General features: G+C 47.4%; 24 protein-coding genes. 21 read left to right on the forward strand and 3 right to left on the reverse strand.

Going from position 1 to position 22,930, the window contains the following annotated elements; translation table 11 throughout:
- The first annotated feature begins 243 nt into the window (after positions 1-243).
- From dxs to HP567_RS15440, 8 genes are all read left to right on the forward strand, one after another.
- Positions 244-2,130, forward strand: a complete 1,887-nt coding sequence (gene dxs, locus HP567_RS15405) for a 1-deoxy-D-xylulose-5-phosphate synthase (protein WP_173609599.1) — start codon at positions 244-246, stop codon at positions 2,128-2,130.
- The gene (locus HP567_RS15410; RefSeq protein ID WP_173609598.1) at positions 2,127-2,945 is read left to right on the forward strand and encodes a TlyA family RNA methyltransferase; all 819 of its coding nucleotides are present in this window, start codon (positions 2,127-2,129) and stop codon (positions 2,943-2,945) included. Before dxs ends, HP567_RS15410 begins: the two co-directional genes overlap by 4 nt.
- Before the next feature lie 127 nt (positions 2,946-3,072).
- Complete coding sequence (locus HP567_RS15415; protein WP_173609597.1) at positions 3,073-3,930, forward strand: NAD(+)/NADH kinase; 858 nt, start codon at positions 3,073-3,075, stop codon at positions 3,928-3,930.
- Positions 3,931-3,935: 5 nt separating this feature from the next.
- Positions 3,936-4,385: a transcriptional regulator AhrC/ArgR gene (gene ahrC / locus HP567_RS15420; protein ID WP_007720787.1), complete on the forward strand. Its 450-nt coding sequence runs from the start codon at positions 3,936-3,938 to the stop codon at positions 4,383-4,385.
- A 16-nt stretch (positions 4,386-4,401) separates the two neighbouring features.
- Positions 4,402-6,126 carry a DNA repair protein RecN gene (gene recN / locus HP567_RS15425; RefSeq protein WP_173609596.1) on the forward strand — a complete coding sequence of 575 codons (1,725 nt, stop codon included), beginning with the start codon at positions 4,402-4,404 and terminating at the stop codon, positions 6,124-6,126.
- A 242-nt stretch (positions 6,127-6,368) separates the two neighbouring features.
- Positions 6,369-7,703 carry a SpoIVB peptidase gene (gene spoIVB / locus HP567_RS15430; protein WP_173609595.1) on the forward strand — a complete coding sequence of 445 codons (1,335 nt, stop codon included), beginning with the start codon at positions 6,369-6,371 and terminating at the stop codon, positions 7,701-7,703.
- 260 nt (positions 7,704-7,963) lie between these two features.
- A complete protein-coding gene (gene spo0A, locus HP567_RS15435) occupies positions 7,964-8,752 on the forward strand; it encodes a sporulation transcription factor Spo0A (RefSeq protein ID WP_007720793.1) in 789 nt (262 codons plus the stop codon).
- 313 nt (positions 8,753-9,065) lie between these two features.
- The gene (locus HP567_RS15440; protein ID WP_173609594.1) at positions 9,066-9,752 is read left to right on the forward strand and encodes a hypothetical protein; all 687 of its coding nucleotides are present in this window, start codon (positions 9,066-9,068) and stop codon (positions 9,750-9,752) included.
- Positions 9,753-9,830: 78 nt separating this feature from the next.
- On the opposite strand, the gene HP567_RS15445 is transcribed toward HP567_RS15440, so the two are convergent.
- On the reverse strand, positions 9,831-10,268 hold the full coding sequence (locus HP567_RS15445; protein WP_173609593.1) for a hypothetical protein: 438 nt from the start codon (positions 10,266-10,268) through the stop codon (positions 9,831-9,833).
- A gap of 96 nt (positions 10,269-10,364) precedes the next feature.
- On the opposite strand from HP567_RS15445, the gene HP567_RS15450 reads away from it, so the two are divergent.
- The 3 genes from HP567_RS15450 to HP567_RS15460 are packed head-to-tail and all read left to right on the forward strand — an operon-like array spanning position 10,365 to position 12,271.
- A complete protein-coding gene (locus HP567_RS15450) occupies positions 10,365-10,784 on the forward strand; it encodes a hypothetical protein (protein WP_229088040.1) in 420 nt (139 codons plus the stop codon).
- A 58-nt stretch (positions 10,785-10,842) separates the two neighbouring features.
- Positions 10,843-11,421 (forward strand): beta-class carbonic anhydrase, encoded by a 579-nt coding sequence (locus tag HP567_RS15455; protein ID WP_173609838.1) that lies wholly within the window; start codon positions 10,843-10,845, stop codon positions 11,419-11,421.
- Positions 11,396-12,271, forward strand: a complete 876-nt coding sequence (locus HP567_RS15460; RefSeq protein WP_173609592.1) for a metallophosphoesterase — start codon at positions 11,396-11,398, stop codon at positions 12,269-12,271. Before HP567_RS15455 ends, HP567_RS15460 begins: the two co-directional genes overlap by 26 nt.
- Before the next feature lie 6 nt (positions 12,272-12,277).
- On the opposite strand, the gene HP567_RS15465 is transcribed toward HP567_RS15460, so the two are convergent.
- Positions 12,278-13,144 (reverse strand): LysR family transcriptional regulator, encoded by an 867-nt coding sequence (locus HP567_RS15465; protein ID WP_173609591.1) that lies wholly within the window; start codon positions 13,142-13,144, stop codon positions 12,278-12,280.
- 100 nt (positions 13,145-13,244) lie between these two features.
- On the opposite strand from HP567_RS15465, the gene HP567_RS15470 reads away from it, so the two are divergent.
- From HP567_RS15470 to HP567_RS15505, 8 genes are all read left to right on the forward strand, one after another.
- Complete coding sequence (locus HP567_RS15470) at positions 13,245-14,021, forward strand: class I SAM-dependent methyltransferase (protein WP_173609590.1); 777 nt, start codon at positions 13,245-13,247, stop codon at positions 14,019-14,021.
- A 16-nt stretch (positions 14,022-14,037) separates the two neighbouring features.
- Positions 14,038-14,421: a VOC family protein gene (locus tag HP567_RS15475; RefSeq protein WP_173609589.1), complete on the forward strand. Its 384-nt coding sequence runs from the start codon at positions 14,038-14,040 to the stop codon at positions 14,419-14,421.
- Positions 14,418-15,221, forward strand: coding sequence for a class I SAM-dependent methyltransferase (locus HP567_RS15480; protein ID WP_173609588.1), 804 nt, complete (start codon positions 14,418-14,420; stop codon positions 15,219-15,221). The genes HP567_RS15475 and HP567_RS15480 overlap by 4 nt, the downstream gene beginning before the upstream one ends.
- 115 nt (positions 15,222-15,336) lie before the next feature.
- Positions 15,337-15,513: a DUF2759 family protein gene (locus HP567_RS15485; RefSeq protein ID WP_173609587.1), complete on the forward strand. Its 177-nt coding sequence runs from the start codon at positions 15,337-15,339 to the stop codon at positions 15,511-15,513.
- Positions 15,514-15,623: 110 nt separating this feature from the next.
- Positions 15,624-16,790, forward strand: a complete 1,167-nt coding sequence (steA, locus tag HP567_RS15490) for a putative cytokinetic ring protein SteA (protein WP_173609586.1) — start codon at positions 15,624-15,626, stop codon at positions 16,788-16,790.
- A gap of 26 nt (positions 16,791-16,816) precedes the next feature.
- The gene (locus tag HP567_RS15495; RefSeq protein ID WP_173609585.1) at positions 16,817-17,371 is read left to right on the forward strand and encodes a copper transporter; all 555 of its coding nucleotides are present in this window, start codon (positions 16,817-16,819) and stop codon (positions 17,369-17,371) included.
- Positions 17,358-18,050 (forward strand): glycosyltransferase family 2 protein, encoded by a 693-nt coding sequence (locus HP567_RS15500; RefSeq protein WP_173609584.1) that lies wholly within the window; start codon positions 17,358-17,360, stop codon positions 18,048-18,050. The genes HP567_RS15495 and HP567_RS15500 overlap by 14 nt, the downstream gene beginning before the upstream one ends.
- Complete coding sequence (locus HP567_RS15505) at positions 18,032-18,952, forward strand: UDP-N-acetylmuramyl pentapeptide phosphotransferase (protein ID WP_229088042.1); 921 nt, start codon at positions 18,032-18,034, stop codon at positions 18,950-18,952. The genes HP567_RS15500 and HP567_RS15505 overlap by 19 nt, the downstream gene beginning before the upstream one ends.
- On the opposite strand, the gene HP567_RS15510 is transcribed toward HP567_RS15505, so the two are convergent.
- Positions 18,949-19,209, reverse strand: a complete 261-nt coding sequence (locus HP567_RS15510; protein ID WP_007720834.1) for a DUF2627 domain-containing protein — start codon at positions 19,207-19,209, stop codon at positions 18,949-18,951. The genes HP567_RS15505 and HP567_RS15510 overlap by 4 nt on opposite strands.
- 215 nt (positions 19,210-19,424) lie before the next feature.
- On the opposite strand from HP567_RS15510, the gene HP567_RS15515 reads away from it, so the two are divergent.
- Positions 19,425-21,494 carry a sigma 54-interacting transcriptional regulator gene (locus tag HP567_RS15515; RefSeq protein ID WP_173609582.1) on the forward strand — a complete coding sequence of 690 codons (2,070 nt, stop codon included), beginning with the start codon at positions 19,425-19,427 and terminating at the stop codon, positions 21,492-21,494.
- 233 nt (positions 21,495-21,727) lie between these two features.
- Positions 21,728-22,819 carry a Glu/Leu/Phe/Val dehydrogenase dimerization domain-containing protein gene (locus HP567_RS15520; RefSeq protein ID WP_047068882.1) on the forward strand — a complete coding sequence of 364 codons (1,092 nt, stop codon included), beginning with the start codon at positions 21,728-21,730 and terminating at the stop codon, positions 22,817-22,819.
- Positions 22,820-22,930: the final 111 nt, after the last annotated feature.

The following is a 22,930-nucleotide window of genomic DNA, read 5'->3' on the forward strand; positions in this document are numbered from 1 at the left end:
TCCACCTCTTTTGTTCGGAGTATGTATTCAAAATCATCTTACCAGAAAATGCAAGATATCGCTTTCATATTCGTATATATTGATGAAAAGTGGTGTTTTTATTAAGAAACCGTTATAATGAATCAAGCTGAAAATAAGCGGAATCGGCTATAGCAATAAGGAAAGCCGGGTTTTCTAGTGGCTTGATTGATATGCAGCATGCACAATCGCCGGAGAACGAACAGTGGAAAGTGAGGAATACCAATGCTGCTTACTACTATAAATGATCCTCAAGACTTGAAAAAGTGCACGCAACCGCAGCTACATACATTGGCATCCGAGATCCGTCAGTTTCTAATCGAAACGCTCTCGAAAACAGGCGGTCATCTTGCGCCGAATTTGGGAGTCGTCGAGCTGACGCTAGCGCTGCACTATGTTTTTGACAGTCCCAAGGACAAGCTGATCTGGGATGTCGGACATCAAGCATACGTACATAAAATGCTGACCGGACGCCGGGAGATGTTTCCGACCTTGCGTCAGTACAAAGGTCTGTGCGGGTTCCCAAAAATGGTGGAAAGCCCGCATGACGTCTGGGAAACCGGGCATAGCAGTACGTCGTTGTCTGCCGCTATGGGGATGGCGACTGCGCGGGATTTGAAAAAGGAAAAGAATCATGTCGTTGCTGTGATCGGTGACGGTGCGCTGACAGGCGGCATGGCTTTAGAGGCATTGAACCACATTGGTCATGAGCGCAAGAATGTCATCGTTGTGCTAAATGATAACGAGATGTCCATTGCGCCAAACGTTGGTGCCCTGCACAACTACTTGGGCAAAATTCGCTCAACGGAGAACTATCAGTGGGCGAAGGATGAAGTCGAAGGCTTGTTGAAATCGATACCGGCTGTAGGGGGCAAATTAGCTCATATGGCTGAACGCTTTAAGGACAGCATGAAATATCTGCTCGTATCTGGCGTTCTTTTCGAGGAGTTAGGCTTTACGTATATTGGCCCAATCGACGGACATAACATGGAACTGTTGCTCGATACATTGAAGACAGCCAAGCATACAAAAGGACCTGTATTGATCCATGCCATCACGAAAAAAGGACTGGGCTATGCGCCAGCAGAAGCCGATTCGGTCAAGTGGCACGGCATCGGAACGTATAAAATCGAGTCAGGCGATACACCGAAATCTGCACCAACGTATACATCCGTTTTTGCGGATACGATGATGAAGCTCGCAGATGAAGACAATTCAATTGTGGCTGTGACCCCTGCAATGCCAGCGGGCTCCGGCTTGATCCCATTCGGTCAGAAGTACCCGGACAGACTATTTGACGTAGGGATCGCAGAGCAGCACGCATGTACATTTGCGGCAGGATTGGCTACGCAAGGCTTGAAGCCGGTCTTTGCGATTTATTCGACCTTTTTGCAAAGAGCCTATGATCAGTTGATCCACGATGTCGCCCGCCAAAAGCTCCATGTGATTTTTGCCGTTGACCGTGCTGGGCTCGTCGGAGCAGACGGGGAGACACACCAAGGCATGTATGATGTGGCATTCATGCGCATCATTCCGAATATGGTCATTATGGCACCAAAAGATGAAAATGAACTGCGTCACATGATGAAGACAGCAGTGGAATATAAAGAAGGCCCGATTTCTTATCGTTATCCGCGATTGCCGATTCGTGGCGTCAAAATGGATGAAGAGCTGCAAGTGCTGCCAATCGGAAAAGCGGAGATTGTACGCGAAGGCAAACACGTGGCGATTCTCTCGTTCGGTCACGTATTCGAAATAGCTGAGGCGGCTGTTAATCAGCTTCAAGAAGAAGGAATCAAACCGATGCTGGTCAATGCGCGTTTTTGCAAGCCGTTGGACGAAGAGCTTCTATTCCGACTGGCGAAGGAAGGCTACGATATCATTACAGTTGAAGAAGGCTGCGAAATGGGCGGCTTCGGCAGCGCTGTCATTGAATGCTACAGTCGTGCAGGCTATCACGGCATGAATGTACAAGTTGTCGCGGTACCTGATTATTTTGTTGAGCATGGAAGTGTGAAAGAACAGCGGCAAGAGGTAGGGCTCACAGCTGATCATATCGCTGCTCGTGTCCGGTCTTTGATGCCAATTTCGAAGGGCGTAGTGGAAGCATGAGTGTAAGAAAAGAACGGATTGATGTTCTCTTGGTCGAAAGAGGCCATTATGAGACCAGAGAAAAAGCAAAAGCAGCCGTAATGGCAGGCCTTGTGCAAGTAGCTGGCGAGCGCTGTGACAAGCCGGGAACCAAATTTGCCGAGGATGTTGCGATTACGGTGAAGGGCGAGGTACACCCGTATGTGAGTCGGGGTGGCCTCAAGCTGGAAAAGGCATTGCGTGTCTTTGAGATCGACATGAAGGATCGTGTCATGATGGACATCGGGGCCTCCACTGGCGGATTTACGGACTGTGCACTGCAAAACGGTGCGCGCCTTGTATACGCGATTGACGTCGGGTACGGACAACTCGCGTGGAGCTTGCGCCAGGATGAACGAGTGGTCGTCATGGAACGGACGAATTTTCGGCATATGGACCCGGAAGCTTTCGAACATGAACGTCCAAACGCGGCATCGATTGACGTATCGTTTATTTCGTTACGATTGATCTTGCCAGTGTTGTACCGTTTTCTGACGGATGGCGGTGACGTCGTTGCGCTGATCAAACCTCAATTTGAAGCAGGCAAGGATAGAGTCGGAAAGAACGGAATCGTCCGAGATCCTGAGGTACACGAGAGCGTGCTGACTGACATTGGCCAATTTGCCAGTGGATTGGGTTTCGCGCTGAAAGGCTTGGACTACTCTCCAATTACTGGGGGAGAAGGAAACATTGAATTTGTTATGCACGTCCAGAAAAATGAGGGCGGCATGGATTCGGAAGCTTGGCTTCAATGCGTAACAGAGGTAGTTGCGTCTGCTCATGCGAATTTGAAATAGGATAAAAACCAAAGCCTCGGGAGTTTTGTCACAATCGAGGCTTTTTATTTATGCATGTGAAGTTGTATACTTGTATATGAGGTTGTTCAAGAAGGATTTCCAACCAACCAGTTTTGGGGTGGACCACGTGAAGAAAATTGGAATCATAGCGAACAAAGGAAAACCCGAAGCACGTATCGTTGCACGGGAACTGCTGTATTTACTTGAGGACAGAGGGGCGCAAGTATTCCTGGATGAACATATTGCTTCAGATGTTGGGCATCTGGAACTGGGCGCATCTGTAGAAGAGATGGGGAAGCAGGCGGATTTGGTTTGTGTATTGGGAGGCGATGGCACGCTACTCAGAATTGCTCGCCAGCTTGCCGGTCACTCTATCCCAATCTTTGGAATTAATTTAGGCACGTTGGGCTTTTTGTCGGAAGCGGAACCGGAGCATCTGCCTCAGGCTGTAGACAATCTCCTTTCTGGAAAGTACGACATTGAAAAGAGAGCCATGCTGGAAGCTTGTTTGGTTCGAAAAGGAATCACGCTGGGGACATACACGGCCATGAATGATATAGGGATTGCAAAAGGGTCATTTTGCCGGATCATTCAATGTGCAGTCTTTCTGGATGATGAGTACGTTGCGACGTTCAGTGGAGACGGTGTCATTGTCTCTACGCCGACCGGATCAACGGCATACTCACTTTCTGCAGGCGGTCCAATAGTGGCCCCTAATGTGGACATGCTATTACTGACACCAGTGGCTCCTCATTCCTTGACGGCTCGGCCAATGGTATTGTCTGGCAATCAAACGATCCGGGTCGAAGTGGATGCCATTCATCAAGAGATGGGATTGTCCATTGACGGGCAGTTTGGTTATCGACTCGAGGGCGGCGATCATATTTACATTAAAAAGTCACCGTGTGTTACCCCGCTGATTAAGTGGAAAAAAGGTGGCTTTTTCGAAGCAATACGAACGAAATTACAAGGGGAATGGGAGTAATCCATATGAACAAAGGGCAACGACATATTCGTATTCGGGATATCATCAGCAATCAAGAGGTGGAAACACAGGATGAGCTGGTGGACCGCTTGCGGACTGCTGGCTTTAACGTAACGCAAGCAACTGTATCCCGAGACATCAAGGAGCTACACTTGGTAAAAGTGCCCCTTCCTGATGGACGATATAAGTATTCAATGCCTGCTGAACAAAAATTCAATCCACTGCAAAAGCTGAAACGTATGCTTGTGGATTCCTTTATTAGCATTGACCAAGCCGATCATTTTATTGTACTGAAGACGCTTTCGGGACATGCGAATGCGGTAGCGGAACTGATTGACAACCTTCCTTGGGAAGAAATCATGGGGACGATCAGTGGAGACAACACCATCCTGATTATTTGCCGTTCGAAAGAAAATACCAATGAAGTGACGAAACGCTTAATGGAAATGTTGTAGAAGGTGGTCGCTTGCGATGCTAGTGGAACTCTCGATCCGAAATTTTGCCATCATCAAATCAGTGACGGTCTCTTTCCAAAAAGGGTTAAACATCCTGACAGGGGAGACTGGTGCTGGTAAATCCATCATTATCGATGCGCTAGGACTGTTGTTAGGAGGCCGGGCTTCGGCTGATTTTGTCCGTTACGGTGAGCCTCGTGCAGAGGTGGAAGGGCTGTTTGAATTGCCGCCTGGTCACCCGGGACTTGACGTCTGTAAGAATGTCGGCGTCCAGATTGAGCAAGACGGTATGCTTGTGGTACGCCGAGATATATCGAATCAAGGGAAAAGTATCATTCGAATCAATGGCCAGCTCGTAACTCTCGCTATGCTGCGTGAGTTAGGGCCATGGTTGGTTACGGTGCATGGGCAACACGATACGCATATGCTGATGCAGTCAGACAAGCATATCAATTGGCTGGATGCATATGGGGAAAGTGCGTTGGGAGCTGCGAAGCAAGAATATGGAACCCTGTATACTGCGTACCGCAAGACAAAGCAAGATCTGGAGCGCATGGCACGCAATGATCGGGAGCTGGTGCAGCGCATCGATCTTTTGCAATATCAGCTCGATGAAATTGAGTCGGCAACCCTCACGCCTGGTGAAGACGAGAAGCTCATGCAGCAGCGGAAAAAGTGGATGAACATTGAAAAAGTTTATTCAACGATTCAAGATGCATACCGGGCTTTGCATGGTGACCAAAAGGGCATGGATTGGTTGGGTCATGCGATGGGTGAGCTTGAGCGTGGTGTGAACTACGAAGAACAGCTCGTTCCGATTTTGGAAATGGTCCAATCGGCATACTATCAGATAGAAGATGTGGTGCATAACCTTCGTCAATTGTCGTACCAAATGGATTTTGAACCGGAGCAGCTGGCAGAAGTAGAACGCCGTCTTGATCAAATCCAGTCGTTAAAACGCAAGTATGGCAAAAGTGTAGACGATATTTTGGAGTACGCGGCAACGATTCAGGATGAATTGGATGACATGCATCACTACGAAGATCGTCTCCAGCAGGTGGAAAAGCAATTGCAGGAGCTTGCAGCCGATTTGGCAGTGGAAGCATTGGAGTTGTCAGTTATTCGCTCCGAATGTGCAGGAAAGCTCGCACAAGAAATCGAGCAGCAATTAAAAGAACTGCACATGGAGCGAGCTCGTTTTGCCATCGACGTCAGACAGACACCGGATGAAGACGGGGTAGAAATCGACGGAATCAAGCGCTTCGTAGATGCGAACGGAATGGATCAGATCGAGTTTTTAATCTCACCTAACCCGGGTGAGCCATTGCGTCCCTTGGCGAAGATTGCTTCCGGCGGAGAGCTGTCGCGTGTCATGCTGGCCATTAAAACGATTTTGGCGGGTACTGATCAAGTGGAGACCCTCATTTTTGATGAAGTCGACACAGGAGTAAGTGGAAGGGCAGCTCAAGCGATAGCAGAAAAGCTCGCCCGGGTCGCTGGACAGCGCCAAGTCCTGTGCATTACGCACTTGCCACAGGTCGCATCCATGGCAGACGCTCATTTTCTGATCAAAAAGGAAATGAGCGAGAATGAAACGGAGACGCGGGTGAATCGTCTGTCTGATGATGAACGGGTATCAGAGCTGGCTCGTATGCTAAGCGGGGCAGAGGTAACAGCAAAAACAGAAGAACATGCACGCGAGATGATCCTTCTCGGTCGTGAACGAAAGACTGTCAGCTAATTTGGTTGGCAGTCTTTTTTCGTTGATAAAAAGTGCAAAAATGGACTCGCTAAGGACTTGATGAAGCGTGGCTTTCTAATGTTCAGAGTGGGTTATTTTCCTGACATAATCCGCTTGGCTGGTGGCAACATTAAAGGTACACAAGGTGGAGGTGTCCCTCATGACCGCTTGCGGTCAATCAAAACGGACCTGACCGTTTTGTTTTTGTAGGTGTAGGTAGGGAACGGTAGGAGTGATTACTGGTGATCCGACAAAACAAAAGAAAATGGATGGGAAGTCTCCTTCTCCTCATCACGGCGCTTGTCGTGAGTTCCACCCCGTTCCGCGATCTGTCCTCCTTTCCCCGTGAATTGCGTTTGATGGAAGGGTCCCTCGAGCAACTACGGGTCTCAGTGCCGGTAATGGGCACGCTAATCAATAGCAATCCTGATATTTTGCACGTTAACGGGACAGAGGCGCGTGAGGTTTCCGTTGATTTGAGCAGGCCTATGTCTGTAGAACCGCGTAGGGCTGGGGAAGCCCAATTGCAGGTGAAGTGGCATAACATTCCGCTGACTGCTGTAAAAGTAAATGTATTGCCAGATCTGCGGTTGTACCCTGGTGGACAGTCAATCGGGGTGAAGCTGCAAACAGCGGGTGTTTTGGTTGTCGGTCATCATTTAGTAGACGATGGTAAAAACAAGTTTTCTCCAGGTGAACAGGCAGGTATACACGTTGGTGACATGATTATCAAAATGAATGACATGTACATCAACGACATGAATGATGTAAAGAAATTGATCAACGAAAATGGGAAAAAGAATCATTCCGTCCAATTGCTTGTCGTTCGTGGCAAGGAAAAGCTTTCGCTCACTTTGCACCCAGCAAAAGATAAAAAAGACAGTGAATACCGTATGGGTCTCTATATTCGGGATTCAGCGGCAGGAGTAGGGACACTGACCTTTTATGATCCAAATTCCAAAGCGTACGGGGCATTAGGGCACGTCATTTCCGACGTTGATACTGGTCAAGCTATTGTCGTAGGAGATGGCCAGATCGTGCAAGCAAGTGTCACATCGATTGAAAAAGGACAAAGTGGCAACCCAGGGGAGAAATTTGCACGTTTCTACAATGAAAGTGAAGTTCTTGGAAATATAACGAAAAACACCCCTTTTGGCATCTTCGGCAAAATGAAGGACGAGCCCAAACGCAGCTATTATCAGGAGCCGTTACCAATCGCTCTTGCCGAGCAGGTAGAGGAAGGGCCAGCCAAAATTCTTACTGTCGTGGAAGGTCAGAAAGTAGAAGAGTTCGATATTGAGATCGCGAACGTGGTCAAGCAGCATTTTCCCGCAACCAAAGGGATGATTATTAAAGTCACGGACAAACGCCTTTTGGAAAAGACAGGTGGCATCGTACAAGGGATGAGCGGCAGTCCCATCATTCAAAAGGGCAAGATCGTCGGTGCTGTCACGCATGTGTTTGTCAATGATCCTACTTCGGGATACGGTTGCTACATTGAATGGATGCTTCAGGATGCTGGCGTGAACGTCCGAGATACAGCCGAATCCCGAACCCATACAACCAAGGCTGCCTGAATAAAGTGCCGTCACGCGAACGAAGCGAGACGGCTTTTCCGATTTTTGCAGTCCTTTGACGAATCGGTTAGAAATGAAAGAATTCTTTGTCGAAATATCAGTTAAATCATTCAATCTTTCGTCATTGGCAGGAATGGAATTTGCTTTGTCGAATAATTTTTGTAGAGAAAAAGATGGTATGGACTAAACCTTTTAGATTTGTTAACTTCTAAAACGCCACCTTCTTTCCAAAAGACCGTCCATTGTTAGGAGGAACGACCTTGAGCAAGATTGAAGTGTTGTTGGCAGATGATAACCGAGAATTTGTGAATCTGTTGGAAGAGTACATCAGTAGCCAGTATGACATGAATGTTGTGGGTGTTGCTTACAACGGCAATGAGGTAGTTCGACTGCTGCAGGAACGTGTACCCGATGTATTAATTTTGGATATCATTATGCCACATCTGGATGGCTTGGCTGTTTTGGAGCAAATTCAGGCCATGCGCTTAAGTCCTCAACCTAAAATTATCATGTTGACTGCTTTCGGGCAGGAAGAAATTACGAAGAAAGCAGTAGAGCTGGGAGCAGCATACTACATTTTGAAACCGTTTGATATGGAGGTGCTGGCTCAGCGCATCCGTCAAATCATTACAACCAAGCCTGCCTCTTCTTTTGTTTCTTCTGTGAAACCGCAAGCTACCTTGCAAATCCGCGGTCGCAATTTGGACGCGAGCATCACCAGCATTATTCATGAGATTGGAGTTCCAGCGCACATCAAAGGCTATTTGTATTTGCGGGAAGCGATTACAATGGTATACAACGATGTCGAGCTGCTCGGCTCGATTACCAAAGTCCTGTACCCGGACATTGCAAAGAAATTCAATACAACGGCTAGTCGTGTAGAACGTGCCATCCGTCATGCGATTGAAGTAGCATGGTCCCGTGGTAATCTGGACTCGATCTCCAGCTTGTTTGGTTATACGATTTCCAACACCAAGGCGAAGCCGACCAACAGTGAGTTTATTGCCATGGTGGCAGATAAGCTGCGGATTGAGGCGAAGATTAGCTAGGATGTAGAGAATCGTTTACACGATCCTTAAAAAGACATTAGCATTTGCTTGCTAGTGTCTTTTTGTATGGGTAGGACGTAGTAAAAGCGAGGTGCAAAATGGAAAATCCAACAGTGCAGTGTCCAAAATGTGGGTGTAATGAGATTGGAAAAGGGAGGCAAGCTGGGGATGCGGGAGTGTTTCCCTTCGGCAAGTTTGTTCCGCTTAGTTCCGCGATCATTCATAGAATCTGTACAAATTGTGGCTATGTGATCGAAAGTTATGTTGAAAACCCATCAAAGTTTAAAGGTTAATACTTCGGAGATTAAATGAAATGAGCAAACTACTATCCTATAAAGAAATTAGAATTAGCTCTTCTACATCACCAATTGCGTATAAGCAGGCTGGTTATCGTCAAAGGTTTCTAACCATTGAGGGAAAAGAAATAGCCAATACAGGCATAGATTGTGAAACCTGTCTTTTTTATGCCGACGTTTCAGGAATGGATATGAAAAGCCCAACAAAAATATCGAACAAATTAAATCAAGGGATAAATACACTAGACGAAGATTTCATGTCAGATTTATCCTGTCTCATTCCCAATGGTCATTACATTGCAACTTTGTTGAAGGTGTATCCTAGAATGAAAAGAGAGGCATATGGGACTGAGTACTACAAGGCTGGGCTAAGGAATATTAGCAGTATGAAGAAAATAGAGGAATATATTGTACCCATTCAATCCAGTGAATCATTGAATCATGTAGCCATAAATGATTATGTAGAAAGGGTGAATGTAGAAGAAACACCAACAGCGTTGAGCATTTCTTTCCTAGATATAAAATATCCGTTGAATCATTTTGATGAGATAGGGGTTTATAGTCATTTCTTATTGGATGGTCATCATAAAATGTTTGCGGCAAATAAAGCTAAAAAAGCAATTACCCTATTATCCTATTTATCGATTGATGAATCATTCGCAAATAAGGAGCAATTAGGAAATATATTTCAGGTTTTAACCTAATGTATTGACTAGTAAACGTAGAAGTGTCTAGGGGCAAGAAATAAGCCAAGGTATTTTAACCTTGGCCTTTGATGAAACTCAATTAGAAGTTTCTTTAGCTGGTGTAGTAGGTGGTTGTTCGGGGCTTGCTGGGGGAGCGTTTTTATATTCAAAGACCATTTCGGAAATACTACTCAATCCGGTTTGTTCCATGCCTTTACTCGTCAAGGCAATTCTGCCAAATGCAGTAACAGTGGAAGGAATCCTTCCATCTGGTTTGATAATGGTCACAGAAACGGAGTTAACTTCTTCTTTCTTGTCTTTCGCTAAGGTCCGAGTATTTTCCACTAAAGCGCGCAATTCCTTTTCATCATCTGATTCTGTGGCTAAAGCAACCATCCACATACCGGTGCTTTCGTCAAATCGGTCAATGGCTAATACATATGCAGGTAGCGGCACTTCTGGTGTGCTTGCAGTTTCACTACAGGCTGGAAGGATTAGTGCTAGTGCAAGTATTAAGGCTAGTCTAAATTTCAATCTGCAACTCTCCTAATTATTTTTTTGATTATTTTACCAAAGTTGGGGTACTTTTACTATAACTAAAAATGTACTCTTCCCGGAGGAACTGAATCCATGTGCCTAGAATTATTCGTCATGATAAGAGAAACACCAGGAATTGACCCTAATCCGATAGTCTCTCCTTATGTTTTGACAGGCAAGCTATCACATGAAAAAAGTCCTCATTTCTTCAAGCGTTTTCCGAAAAAACAGGCATGGTGGATGACAACCGAAGAGGGTTGCGCTTGCAGATTTAGCATTTCCAAGTATCCTGATAAAGTAAAATTCGGGATGTATCCAGAAGAGGAGAGACCTCGTCATTATCAAAGATACCTAGAGGACTATCAAAAAAGCATGAACAGAATGATGCATCTTCGTGCTTGGTGCGAGGAGCTGCTAGATCACGACAAGACACAGGCATTACATCCTGACAAAATGAACCATTTGATAAGAAACTGCCAGAGTCCCTTGCGAGATTTTGATCCTCCTATGTAAAATAGAAAAGCATACAATACAAATACATACTACTAAGAGCGAGGCAGGTGCTGTGAAAGTGCGCAATTTGGATGAAATTCTCGCATTTAACCGCGAATTTGTGGCCAACCAAGAATATGAAAAGTACCAAACCACCAAGTTTCCTGATAAACGATTGGTCGTGCTGTCTTGTATGGATACCCGTTTGGTTGAACTTCTACCGAAAGCCATGAACATGCGCAATGGGGATATCAAGCACGTAAAAAGCGCCGGGGCAATCGTGTCCCACCCTTTTGGGAGTATCATGCGTAGTATTCTAATTGCGATCTACGAATTGAATGCTGAAGAAGTGATGGTCGTCGGGCATTATGACTGCGGGATGAGTGCGATCGATAGCAAACGCACAATGGAGAAGATGCTGGAGCGAGGAGTCACGGCTCAAACGTTTTCCACGCTCCAACATGCGGGGATTAACTTACATAAATGGCTGCACGGGTTCGATCGTGTAGAGGAAAGTGTAAAAAATAGCGTAGAAACGATTAAAAATCACCCGCTCCTCCCACCGAATGTGGAGGTACATGGCTTACTCATTGACCCGGTGACGGGGAGATTGGACGTTGTTGTGAATGGGTATGAGCGAACGAAGGACAGTGAATGATCCTAACCTTGCTCCCATTTCGAGGAAAACATTTCTCCACAGAGTCACGAAATGGGTAGGGGGATTGATTGGTCTCGGAATAGCGACTGGCGTGTACGGTCATGTATGGGAACGTAAAGCACTTGATATCGTGCGATTGTCCATTACGATACCGGGATTGCCAGAAAACTTTAAGGGAACAAAGCTCATTCATTTCAGCGATGTCCACCTCGGTCATTATTTTGAAGCGAAAGAGTTGGAGTCGGTTATTGCTGTGATCCAGTGCGAAAAACCGGATTTGATTTGCTTCACAGGGGATATCGTTGATGAAGTGACACGACCTCTATTCGCCGCCGTTCCCCTTTTCAATCAGCTCCTAGCCCCATTAGGTAAATTCGCCGTTTTGGGCAACCACGATTATCGAGCTGGTGAACAGCAAAAAGTCCGGGATGGATTGGTCGCATCAGGATTCGAAGTGTTGGATAATCGGCATGTTGTCGTACACCAAGATGGCCAGCAGTTATACATGGCGGGAGTGGATGACCTTTTCTATGGCGTACCAGATCTTTCAAAAGCGTTAGAAAATATCCCGCCAGAGGGCAGCGTTATATTGTTGGCGCATGAACCTGATTTTGCTGATATGGCGTCACAATATCCCGTGCATCTTCAACTGTCTGGCCACAGTCATGGAGGACAGGTACGCTTGCCCTTCATTGGTCATCTATTGGCGCCGCAATACGGGCGTAAATATGTACAAGGAATGTATCAGGTAGGTGGCATGGCTGTGTACACCAACAGAGGATTGGGTACGACGATCTTGCCTGTTCGTTTGTTTTGCCGCCCGGAGCTTACGGTACTAACCCTACAGTGAATTTTGTTAATAATGTTCCTTGATCCATTGGACGAATTGCTGGAAAGCATCGTCCTCTTTTTTTGGATGAAGGTAGGCGATAAGGGTTGGGCGAACTAATTCGCCGTTTGCGATATCGTAGGCAACCAATCTTCCGGTCGCAAGCTCTTGTTGTATGGTTCTTTCCGGAAGGATGGTGATCCCTAGCTGCCGTTCGACCATTTTTTTAACAGCATTGAAGCTGTCCAATTCCATAATAATATTCGGAAAAACTCCCTTCTGTGCCAGATAGCGGTCAATCCGTTGGCGATAAGGAGCGGTGTGATTCCCGAACACAATCATTTCCTCGGTACGCCATGCTTGAAAACCTGGAAACCCACTTGCCCAAGGGTGGCTCGGGGCCATGACGAGCAGGAGTCGATCGCTGGGAAGAAATTCTTGATGGATGTGCGGGTGATACATTTCACTCCCGAGAAAGGCAATATCGGCTGTGCCGGTTAGCAGAGCGCTGAGGGACTCCTCGTACAACGTAGAGCGGACGTAGCAGGTAAAGCCCGGATGAGCAATCCGGTACTCACCAATCAGTCTCGGCAGCTCATAGGCGACAAAAGCTTTTCCTGCGACGATGTTCATCGATTGGCGCTGTTCTTTCTCTTGGATAAAGGAGCGCATTTGCTCCACGATATTTGTAGCCACCGGTAGTAACCGACGTCCTTCGCCTGTTAGACTCACTCCTGAAGCAGTGCGAACAAAAAGCGCACTCCCAACCTGGCGCTCTAGCTGCTTCAATCGGTGTGTAAGTGTTGATTGCGCCAAAAATAACGCCTGTGCAGCACGATTAATCGATCCATGACGAGCAATCGTCAAAAAAACCTCAAGACTTTCTCGATCCACTTTTAGTTGCCTCCTATTCAAATTCTCGATAACTAGTTATCTGTATTCTATAACAAGGATGACAAACATTGGAATATGATGTAGGCAGGAGGTGTTCCTGATGAAGAATGAGGAGATCAAACAGGCTGTACAAGCGCAATTTGGAAAAAATGCTGAGCAATACGTGCAAAGCAAGACGCATGCAAAAGGCAGCGACCTGGAACTGATGGTGGAGTGGATGCAGCCAAGAGAGAACTGGCGGGCACTGGATATCGCCACGGGAGGTGGGCATGTAGCGAGGACATTGGCTCCACATGTGAGCTTGGTTGTCGCCACGGATTTGACTCGTCCGATGCTCATGGCGGCATCGGCGGCCAATGATACAGCACTTGTCCATAATGTGATGTATGTTCAGGCTGACGCAGAATCTCTCCCGTTTCTCGATGGATCATTTGAGATCGTCACATGCCGAATTGCGGCTCATCATTTTCCCGATCCGGCGGCTTTTGTTCGTGAGGTGAGTCGCGTGCTTTCCCCTGGTGGGTTGTTTCTCTTCATCGACAATGTCTCTCCTGAGGAATCGTCACTCTCGGCATTCATAAATGAAATAGAGAAAACACGCGATCCCAGTCATGTTCGCTGTCTTTCCGTAAGTGAATGGCGAGGTTTGTTTGAAGCGAACGGCATGACTTTGCAAAAGCAGCAGGGACGCAAAAAAAGATTTGAATTTTTACCATGGGTCCAACGTACCTCCGAATCATCCGAGCAGGAAGCGAGCGTGGAAAAACTGCTGCTGAACGCTACAGATGAACAAAAAGAATATCTAGGGCTTACCACAAAGGATGGTAGAGTCATGACCCATCAGATTGACGAATGGATGGTTCTTTGCCAAAAATGAGGAGGAAATGAAGACGATGACAACAACAACGCATAAATGGATTGGGCTTGATCATGTACAATTAGCAGCACCAGCAGGAACAGAGGACGTAGCGCGCAAGTTTTTCGGTGAGCTCTTGGGAATGCCGGAGGTTCCAAAGCCAGCGAAGCTTCTTGTTCGAGGGGGTGTATGGTTTCAATGTGGTGCCCAAATGATTCATATTGGCGTAGAAGAAGGATTCATTCCCGCGAAAAAAGCGCATCCGGCGTTTCTCGTGCAAAACATTGGTTCACTGATGGAGCACCTGCAAGCAAATGGGGTATCGTTTCGGATTGATGAAGAAATCCCGCACCTTATCCGCTTTTTCACAGAGGACCCATTTGGGAACCGATTGGAGTTCATGGAGGCGAAACAGGAATGACAATTGATTTTCACGCGGAGAAAAACCAGTTGAGCTATACAGGGAGAACCGCCGACAATTCGTGGAGTCAGGCGATCCAGTCGCTCGTCAATCCCGTGGGAAAAAACGTCGTGGACATCGGTTGTGGTGGTGGAATTTATACCAAGGCTTGGTCTGGGTTAGGAGCTGCTTCTGTCACGGGGGTTGATTTTTCCCAGGTGATGGTTGAAGCGGCGAGAGAGCAATGCGCTGACGATCCGAAGATTTCGTTTGCACAGGGGGATGCACGGGCAACCGGCTTGCCGAGTCAATGTGCGGATATTGTATTCGCTCGCGCCTTGATCCATCATTTCCCGGAGCAAGACTTGCAGAAATTTTTTAAAGAAGTCATTAGGCTATTGGCACCGGGGGGAATTTGCTTAATCCAAGACCGGACGATGGATGATGTCAAAATGCCGGCCTCGCCGACTCATTTTCGCGGTTATTTCTTTACGCGATACCCGCGCTTGCTAGCGATAGAGCAGACACGAAGACCGGATGATACAACGGTGCAGGACACCATGAAGCTCGCGGGGCTTGAGCAGGTGAACAAGACAACGCTATGGGAGACAAGACGAGAATACAATAGCTGGTCTGATTTGGAGGCTGACTTGCTTTCAAGAAAAGGCCGATCCATTCTGTATGAATTAACTGATGGCGAACTGAAAGACCTCGTTCATACCATCCATGGTCACGTAGCCGGGCAAGAAAAATGGATCGAGCAGGATTGCTGGAGTATCTGGATAGGCAGCGCAACTTGTGGCACAATAAAAGGAAAATAATTGTGAAATTTTTTGTTCACAAATTTGGATATGCTTGTCTCATAATACCCGAAGCTATATAATGGAATTGCCATTGTATTCCTGTTGCGTCATCATGGTGAAGGAGTTGTCGTTAATGAAAATCGTTTTATTTGACATCCTGATGTTTATCTTCACATTCTTTATCGCTTGGGGCTGTTTGAATTCCATCAGAGCGAAAAACACATTTGCAATCTTATTTGGCTTTGTATCTTTGGTGGTTTTCCTGTTCGCAGACGGTTTGATCATTTACTACCTGGCCAAAGGTGCGTAGGTGAAACTGAAAACGCTTCGCTTAAAAGAGGCTGTGCATTTCGTGCACAGTCTCTTTTTTTTTGCATGTGAGAAGGAAATATTTAGCATACTAAAGGCGGAGGTGGAAAAGTGGGCAAACGAAAAGGTTCTGCAGCACATTCATACACGGCTGTTGTAGCGGCTGATCTGAAGACGAAGCAGTTGTGCAAACGTCTCCACTCCCATCATATCGCCATCATTGATCATCCGGACGTTGATGAGATAGCAGCACAGTCCTTGCTGGAAAGAGGGGTAAAAGTCGTCCTCAACCTATCGGCATTCATGACGGGGCAATACCCGGCTGAAGGGGCTCGCCAACTTTTAACAAACGGGATCACACTCTATGAGGTACTGGATGTAGATGTGTCGGATTCATTCATGGAGTGGATCGAGGGCAAGTATGCAACAATCCGTGAAGAAAATCTGTACATCCTTTTGGAAGAAAAGTGGGTCCATGTATGCAGGCTGCAGCAGGTGACGGTTCCCTCCATTTTAAAACGATGGCATGAAGCGCACGATAAGTTGGATGACACACTCTCTTCGTTTATCGACAATACACTTTTGTACGCCAGCAAGGAAAAAGACCTATTTTTAAAACCGCTTTGCCATGTGCAATTACATACAAAAATGGAGCAGCGACATGTCGTTGTCGTCGTTCGCGGGAAACATTACAGAGAGGACTTGCTGACGCTATCTTCCTACATTCGGGAATATCGACCTGTTTTGATCGGGGTCGATGGTGGTGCAGATGCCCTCATGGAAGCAGGATATCGTCCAGATCTGATTGTGGGAGATATGGACAGCATCTCGGACAGAGCGCTCCAATGCGGAGCGGAGATTGTCGTACATGCTTTTGTGAATGGGACAGCACCTGGAACGACTCGCGTAAAAGCTCTCGGTTTGCCTTATCATGTCTTGCCAGCGCCTGGTACGAGCGAAGATGTGGCGATGCTGTTAGCGTACGAAAAGGAGGCTGAACTGATCGTCACGATCGGTGCTCATACCAATATGATTGATTTTCTGGAAAAAGGCCGTAAAGGTATGGCGAGCACGTTATTGGTCCGCACGAAGATCGGGACAAAGCTAATTGATGCCAAAGGAGTCAGTCATCTCTATAGGCCGAGCGAGTCATGGAAGCTGTGGGGTTGGTGCCTAGTCGCTATGCTTCTCCCTGTTTCAGCCGCGCTCGTTATTAATCCAATCGCCCGCAGTGCTGTACAGATGATTTGGACCCAATGGCGGACTTGGACTTTATGAACAACGCACTTTTCATGGAGGTATACATGATACCCTTCCGCTATCATTTGATTTCACTGGCTGCCATATTTGTCGCACTTGGGGTAGGGATCTTGTTAGGAGGGACGGCAGGCCATACATGGATAACACAAGGAACTAAAGGCATCCTTTCCAATATGGAAGCAAAGTACGACCGTGCTCTCAAAAGCAACCATGAGTTAAGGCAGCAAATGAATCGTTTGCTCAAGGAAGTTGCGCGCAGCAACCAAGAAGTTGTCCAGCTCATGAGCATACGCTATGTGGACGAACTTGCAGGAAGCAAGGTGTATGTTTGGCAGGAGGATGGCAACGTTTCTGAACAGCTTACGCAACTGATGCATTCAGTAGGCATGGATGTGGTTTCTTATCGCGAGGGAAACAGTTGGGAAGATGGGGTGCTTTTGGTGGTAGCAAGGCAAGCCCCGCTTTGGCTACGGGAAAAACAGATGAATTCCTGGATACAGGTCGTAGAAGTGCCCGACTCTCCTGCAAAACAATGGGCACTTTTAGAACAAGTGCAAAAGAGATTGACTGAGAGGAAGGGCTCGCGTGAAAAAAGTTAGTGTCGTCATCCCGGCGTTCAACGAACAGGCTTCCATTGGTGATACTCTCCGTGCCGTCCGTGAACGCTTTTTTTGTGATGAACTTATCGTCGTTGATGATGGCAGTAAAGATGAGACGGCACACATCGCAAGCAAGTGGGCGGATAGGGTCATTCGAGTGCCGCGCAATCAAGGGAAAGGTGCAGCTGTTCAATTGGGCTGGCAGTACGCCAGTGGGGATGTGGTCATGCTTCTGGACGGTGATTTGCGAGACAGCGCAGCAGAAGCCGCACAGTTGCTTACACCGGTGCTACAAGATGTCTGTGATATGGCGGTAGCTGTTCTGCCACCTCCGAAAGTGAAAGCAGGTCTCGGATTAGCAAAAGGCTTGGCCCATCATGGCATTCGGATGTTGACAGGCTTTGAAACAAAAGCCCCTTTATCGGGACAACGCGCAATACGTCGTGAGCTTCTTGAGCAATTAGGGAGCCAGGATAGAGGATTTGGCATAGAGGTGGGGCTCACTGTCGATGCTTTGCGGGCAGGGTATCGTGTAGCAGAGGTCCCTGTCTTTTTTTCGCATCGTGAAACGAAAAACGATTGGGCAGGCTTCTGTCATCGGGGGAAAGAGTTTGTCGCGATTAGCCGAACGCTATGCTGGAAATGGTGGGAGGGGCAAGAGTGGAAACGAAAATCATGATAATGATACTCGTCGCGGTCGTTTTTCCACTGGTGCTTGACCGTCCCCTGTATAAAGTCGGCACACAAAAGCTCAAAGCGCTTGGAATGAATCGATTCAATTACGATGGAGAGCCGGTATTGACAGCAGGGGGGCTCATCCTCGTAGGTTCGAGCGTTATAACCGGGATAGTTCTAATCGGACTACTTTGGCTCAGAAGGGTCGATCGCGAGCTTTTCCTGCAAGGTATTTTATTTCTAACAGGTATGATTACGATGGCCTTTTGGGGCTGGCGTGATGATTGTGCATCAGATCGGGATGTAAAAGGCTTTCGTGGACATTTCGGTGTGTTATGGCGAGAAAGGCGAATAACCAGCGGCATGTGGAAGTTAATTGGGGGGACAAGCACGGCCTTCTGTCTCACCCTGGCTCTTTCAAACACAATTTGGGCAGAGTTTGTGGCCTTTGGTTTGCTTGCGCTCACACCCAATATCATTAACTTGTTTGATCTGCGGCCAGGACGAGCGATTAAAGTATTTTGGTGCCTGATAGCACTCGCTGTAGCTTTTGGCCTACTGACAATAGGAGCCAGTGCGGCAATGGTCAACTGGATTTTGTTGATTCCTATCTTCCTTGCGAGCATCCTCCTATTTCCCCACGACGTAGGCGGCAAAATCATGCTCGGAGATACAGGCTCGAATGCCTTAGGTTTTGCAGCAGGCTTTTTCTTTGTCATCGGGACACCGATTTATGTGCAGGCGAGTATGCTCGTGCTTTTCTTGTGTGTTCAGATTGCGGCAGAATTTTGCTCGTTTTCCCGCGTTATTGAACAGATTGGTTGGCTTCGTCGACTCGACCAATGGGGGAGAGTTACAGAAGCCGAAAATAAAGAAAACCAGACTGGCTCGTCCGGTTTGGTCTAGTCCTCGTCATCAGGTTCAGGAACCATGAAACGGGGCTGTACGCGATTTTTTTTGCGTTCGTGATGAAGAATAAATCCTGCAATAAACCATACAGGGATGGCGAAAGCCAGTATACCTAGAATGAGTTTTCCCCATAAAAATCCAACGTCTGGAGAGGCAGAATAGAAGAATGCGTCACGGATTAATTTGATTCCGTACATGGCGATTGCCGCCGGAATTACCATAATTAAGAGTGCAATGATTTTCTGAAAAACCAAGGGTTTTCACCCCTTTCTCGAATGCGTAAAGGACTACAATAATTACGGGACGGTCTTTTCATCATATCGGATGCGTTCAGCCTTGTCCACCGTACCTGTTGCACACGAACGAGCGCACGTTAGGGAAGAACGCCTGTCCATCAACGATTTGTTGGAGTACAATGGTTACGAGTAAGATCGTAAAGAGGTTGTTCAAAAAGTGAGGGGTCTCTCGCATGCACAAGCTGCTCATCGTTGGTGCGGGACGTGGTGGAACAGCACTCCTGCGGATGCTAAATCAGATGGACCGATTACAAGTTGTTGCTGTCGTCGATCAAAGGCCGGACGCCCCAGGCATACTGCTTGCCCAATCATTGGGGATTCCCGTCGATCAGGATTATCGGCCTTATTTGGATGAGGATCTGGATGTCATTCTAGAAGCTACAGGGGACCTGGGGGAGTATGAGCACCTCAGGCAATTAAAAAAAGACAAGACAGTGCTCATCCCAGGAACGTTTACAAGAATCGTCATGAAATTGATTCGCGAACGCGATAAGCTGATTGCCGTTTTGATGCAAAATCAGCGAGAGCGGGAAACGATGTTGAACTCTACACATGACGCGATCATTGGGGTCAATCGCCAAGGGATTATTACATTGTTCAACAAAGCTGCAGAGCGATTGATGGGCATCGAGGCGAGTGAAGTGCTGGATACAAAAGTTTCAGAGCGTATACCGAACACTCGGTTACATATTGTATTAACGACAGGCTCTCCCGAGTTGAATCAGGAGCAAGTCTTGCCGAATCAGACGCGCATTATTACAAACCGCGTGCCCGTTCGCAATGATCGAGGAGAAGTTGTCGGAGCTGTTGCCATTTTCCGTGATATTACAGAAATCATGGCGTTGGCAGAAGAAGTGACGAACTTGAAAGATTTGCAGAGCATGCTGCAAGCGATTATTCAATCATCGGACGAAGCGATATCAGTCGTTGACCAATACGGGAATGGACTTTTGATCAACCCAGCCTACACAAGGCTTACGGGTTTTTCGCAAGAAGACATTATCGGGAAACCAGCGACGGTAGATATTTCCGAAGGCGACAGTATGCACATGCAAGTCCTGAAAACGAAGAAGGCAGTGAGAGGCGTCCCTATGAAACTGGGACCAAAGCGCAAGGACGTCGTGGTCAATGTTGCGCCGGTTGTGGTCGATGGGGAGCTGAAAGGCAGCGTAGGCGTCATTCACGATGTCTCCGAATTCAAGCGTCTGTCAGAAGAGCTGGAGAAAGCTCGTCGCATCATCCGCAATCTGGAGGCAAAATATAGCTTTGCAGACATCATCGGCTATAGCGAGTCCATGCAGCAGGCGATCGAGCAAGCCAAAAAAGCGGCGTCAACACCAGCAACTGTCCTTCTCCGCGGGGAATCGGGAACGGGGAAAGAACTGTTTGCCCACGCCATACATAATGCAAGTGAACGAAAATACAACCAATTCATCCGGGTTAATTGTGCAGCGATCTCAGAGAGCCTCTTGGAGAGTGAGCTTTTCGGGTATGAGGAAGGCGCGTTTACAGGTGCGCGTCGAGGAGGGAAGCGGGGGCTTTTTGAGGAAGCGAGCGGTGGAACCATCTTTTTGGACGAGATCGGCGAGCTGTCCATGAGCATGCAGGTCATGCTTTTGCGCGTCCTGCAGGAGCGAGAGGTTGTGCGTGTCGGTGGAACGAAGCCGATCAACATCGATGTTCGCGTCATTGCGGCTACCCATGTGAATCTGGAGGCAGCGATCGGAGCGGGACGTTTCCGTGAAGACCTGTACTATCGTCTCCACGTCGTACCGATTCATATCCCTCCACTCAGACAGCGCTTGGAAGATATTAAGCCGATTGCTATGCACCTGCTACGAAAAGCCAATCTGGAATACGGAAGAAATGTAGAAGAGCTGCATGAAGAAACATGGCAGATGCTTCTGTCCTACCACTGGCCAGGCAATGTACGCGAGCTAGAGAATGTACTGGGCAGAGCGATGATTCATATGCGGATCAACGAGCGAATCATTATGCCGGAGCATTTACCCCCATTGGAAAGAAGAATCGTTTCGACCAAAAAGGAAGAGGCCCAGCATGAGGGTTCCACTGGCACTACGTTAAAAGAAGCGGTGGAAAAGGCCGAACGTCAGCACATATTGCGGGAACTGGCGGCAGCCAAAGGCAATCGCACTCTTGCAGCCAAGCGCCTCGGAATCGCGATTCGCAGTTTGTACTACAAGATGGAAAAATTGGGCATCATGGATGTGCAGGAAGAGTAAGGAAATGGGTGTGCAAAATATTGCACGCAAATCTTTGCGCGTATATGCAAAAAAATGCAGACTTGACGCAGGGACAATCATCCCGCGTTCTCTAAAATAAAGCGCTTTCACAAGTTTGGTTTTGTTGGCATGACTTTTGCATATACCTCTTGGCGGGAAATTCTCCAAATGGAGCCCACTGTTACGCCAGCTTACTTAAGCGGAAAACGAAAGATACTAGGGAGGTTTCTTCAGTGAACATCTTTGACTACATGCAAAAGTACGATTACGAGCAATTGGTATTTTGCCAAGACGAAAATTCCGGTTTGAAAGCAATCATTTGCATTCATGATACGACATTAGGACCAGCACTCGGCGGTACGCGCATGTGGCCGTATAAAACAGAAGAAGAGGCGATTGTGGACGTACTGCGTCTCGGTCGTGGGATGACTTACAAAAACGCAGCAGCAGGACTGAACATCGGTGGTGGTAAAGCAGTCATCATCGGTGATCCGCGCGAGCATAAGAGCGAAGAGCTGTTCCGTGCTTTCGGTCGCTATATTCAAGGGCTGAATGGCCGTTACATCACAGCTGAGGATGTAGGAACAACGGTAGCAGACATGGATATGATCCACTTGGAAACAGACTTTGTCACAGGTGTTTCTCCTGCATTCGGTTCCAGTGGCAATCCATCCCCTGTCACAGCTTACGGTGTCTACCGTGGAATGAAAGCTGCTGCAAAATTGGCGTTTGGTTCCGACTCTCTATCCGGACGAGTGATTGCTGTACAAGGTGTAGGAAACGTAGCGTACAATCTGTGCCGCCATCTGCATGAAGAAGGCGCGCATTTGATCGTAACGGATATCAATCAAGAAAACGTAGATCGCGCAGTGAATGATTTCGGTGCGAAAGCTGTTGGTGTTAACGAGATCTTTGGCGTAGAGTGCGATATCTTCTCTCCTTGCGCATTGGGTGCGATCATCAACGATGACACCATTCCACTCTTCAAAGCAAAAGTGATTGCAGGGGCAGCTAACAACCAGCTGAAAGAAGAGAGACACGGCGACCAAATTCACGAAATGGGTCTGATCTACGCGCCTGACTACGTGATCAATGCTGGTGGTGTAATCAACGTGGCAGATGAGCTGCAAGGCTACAACCGCGAGCGTGCACTGAAAAAAGTAGAAACAATCTATGACAGCATCCTGAAAATTTACGAAATCGCTGAACGTGATGGCATGGCTTCCTACAAAGCTGCTGACCGCATGGCGGAAGAGCGCATTGCAAGTGTTGCCAGATCACGTAATACTTTCCTGCAAAACGGCAAGACTGTTTACAAGCGCTAATCTTGTTTCATCTATTAGGTTCATACTCCTGTCCGCTCTTCTAAGGAGGGCGGTCAGGAATACATAAACGATTTTCTTTGAATATTCATATTCTCGTTAATACGCAGGTTA

This window comes from Brevibacillus sp. M2.1A (assembly GCF_013284355.2).
GTDB lineage: Bacteria > Bacillota > Bacilli > Brevibacillales > Brevibacillaceae > Brevibacillus.

Bases quoted from the DNA above. Each gene is read 5' to 3' on its own strand.
- dxs (WP_173609599.1), top strand. From the start codon at position 244: ATGCTGCTTACTACTATAAATGATCCTCAAGACTTGAAAAAGTGCACG.
- HP567_RS15410 (WP_173609598.1), top strand. From the start codon at position 2,127: ATGAGTGTAAGAAAAGAACGGATTGATGTTCTCTTGGTCGAAAGAGGC.
- ahrC (WP_007720787.1), top strand. From the start codon at position 3,936: ATGAACAAAGGGCAACGACATATTCGTATTCGGGATATCATCAGCAAT.
- recN (WP_173609596.1), top strand. From the start codon at position 4,402: ATGCTAGTGGAACTCTCGATCCGAAATTTTGCCATCATCAAATCAGTG.
- HP567_RS15440 (WP_173609594.1), top strand. From the start codon at position 9,066: ATGAGCAAACTACTATCCTATAAAGAAATTAGAATTAGCTCTTCTACA.
- HP567_RS15450 (WP_229088040.1), top strand. From the start codon at position 10,365: ATGTGCCTAGAATTATTCGTCATGATAAGAGAAACACCAGGAATTGAC.
- HP567_RS15460 (WP_173609592.1), top strand. From the start codon at position 11,396: ATGAGCGAACGAAGGACAGTGAATGATCCTAACCTTGCTCCCATTTCG.
- HP567_RS15470 (WP_173609590.1), top strand. From the start codon at position 13,245: ATGAAGAATGAGGAGATCAAACAGGCTGTACAAGCGCAATTTGGAAAA.
- HP567_RS15475 (WP_173609589.1), top strand. From the start codon at position 14,038: ATGACAACAACAACGCATAAATGGATTGGGCTTGATCATGTACAATTA.
- HP567_RS15480 (WP_173609588.1), top strand. From the start codon at position 14,418: ATGACAATTGATTTTCACGCGGAGAAAAACCAGTTGAGCTATACAGGG.
- HP567_RS15485 (WP_173609587.1), top strand. From the start codon at position 15,337: ATGAAAATCGTTTTATTTGACATCCTGATGTTTATCTTCACATTCTTT.
- HP567_RS15495 (WP_173609585.1), top strand. From the start codon at position 16,817: ATGATACCCTTCCGCTATCATTTGATTTCACTGGCTGCCATATTTGTC.
- HP567_RS15515 (WP_173609582.1), top strand. From the start codon at position 19,425: ATGCACAAGCTGCTCATCGTTGGTGCGGGACGTGGTGGAACAGCACTC.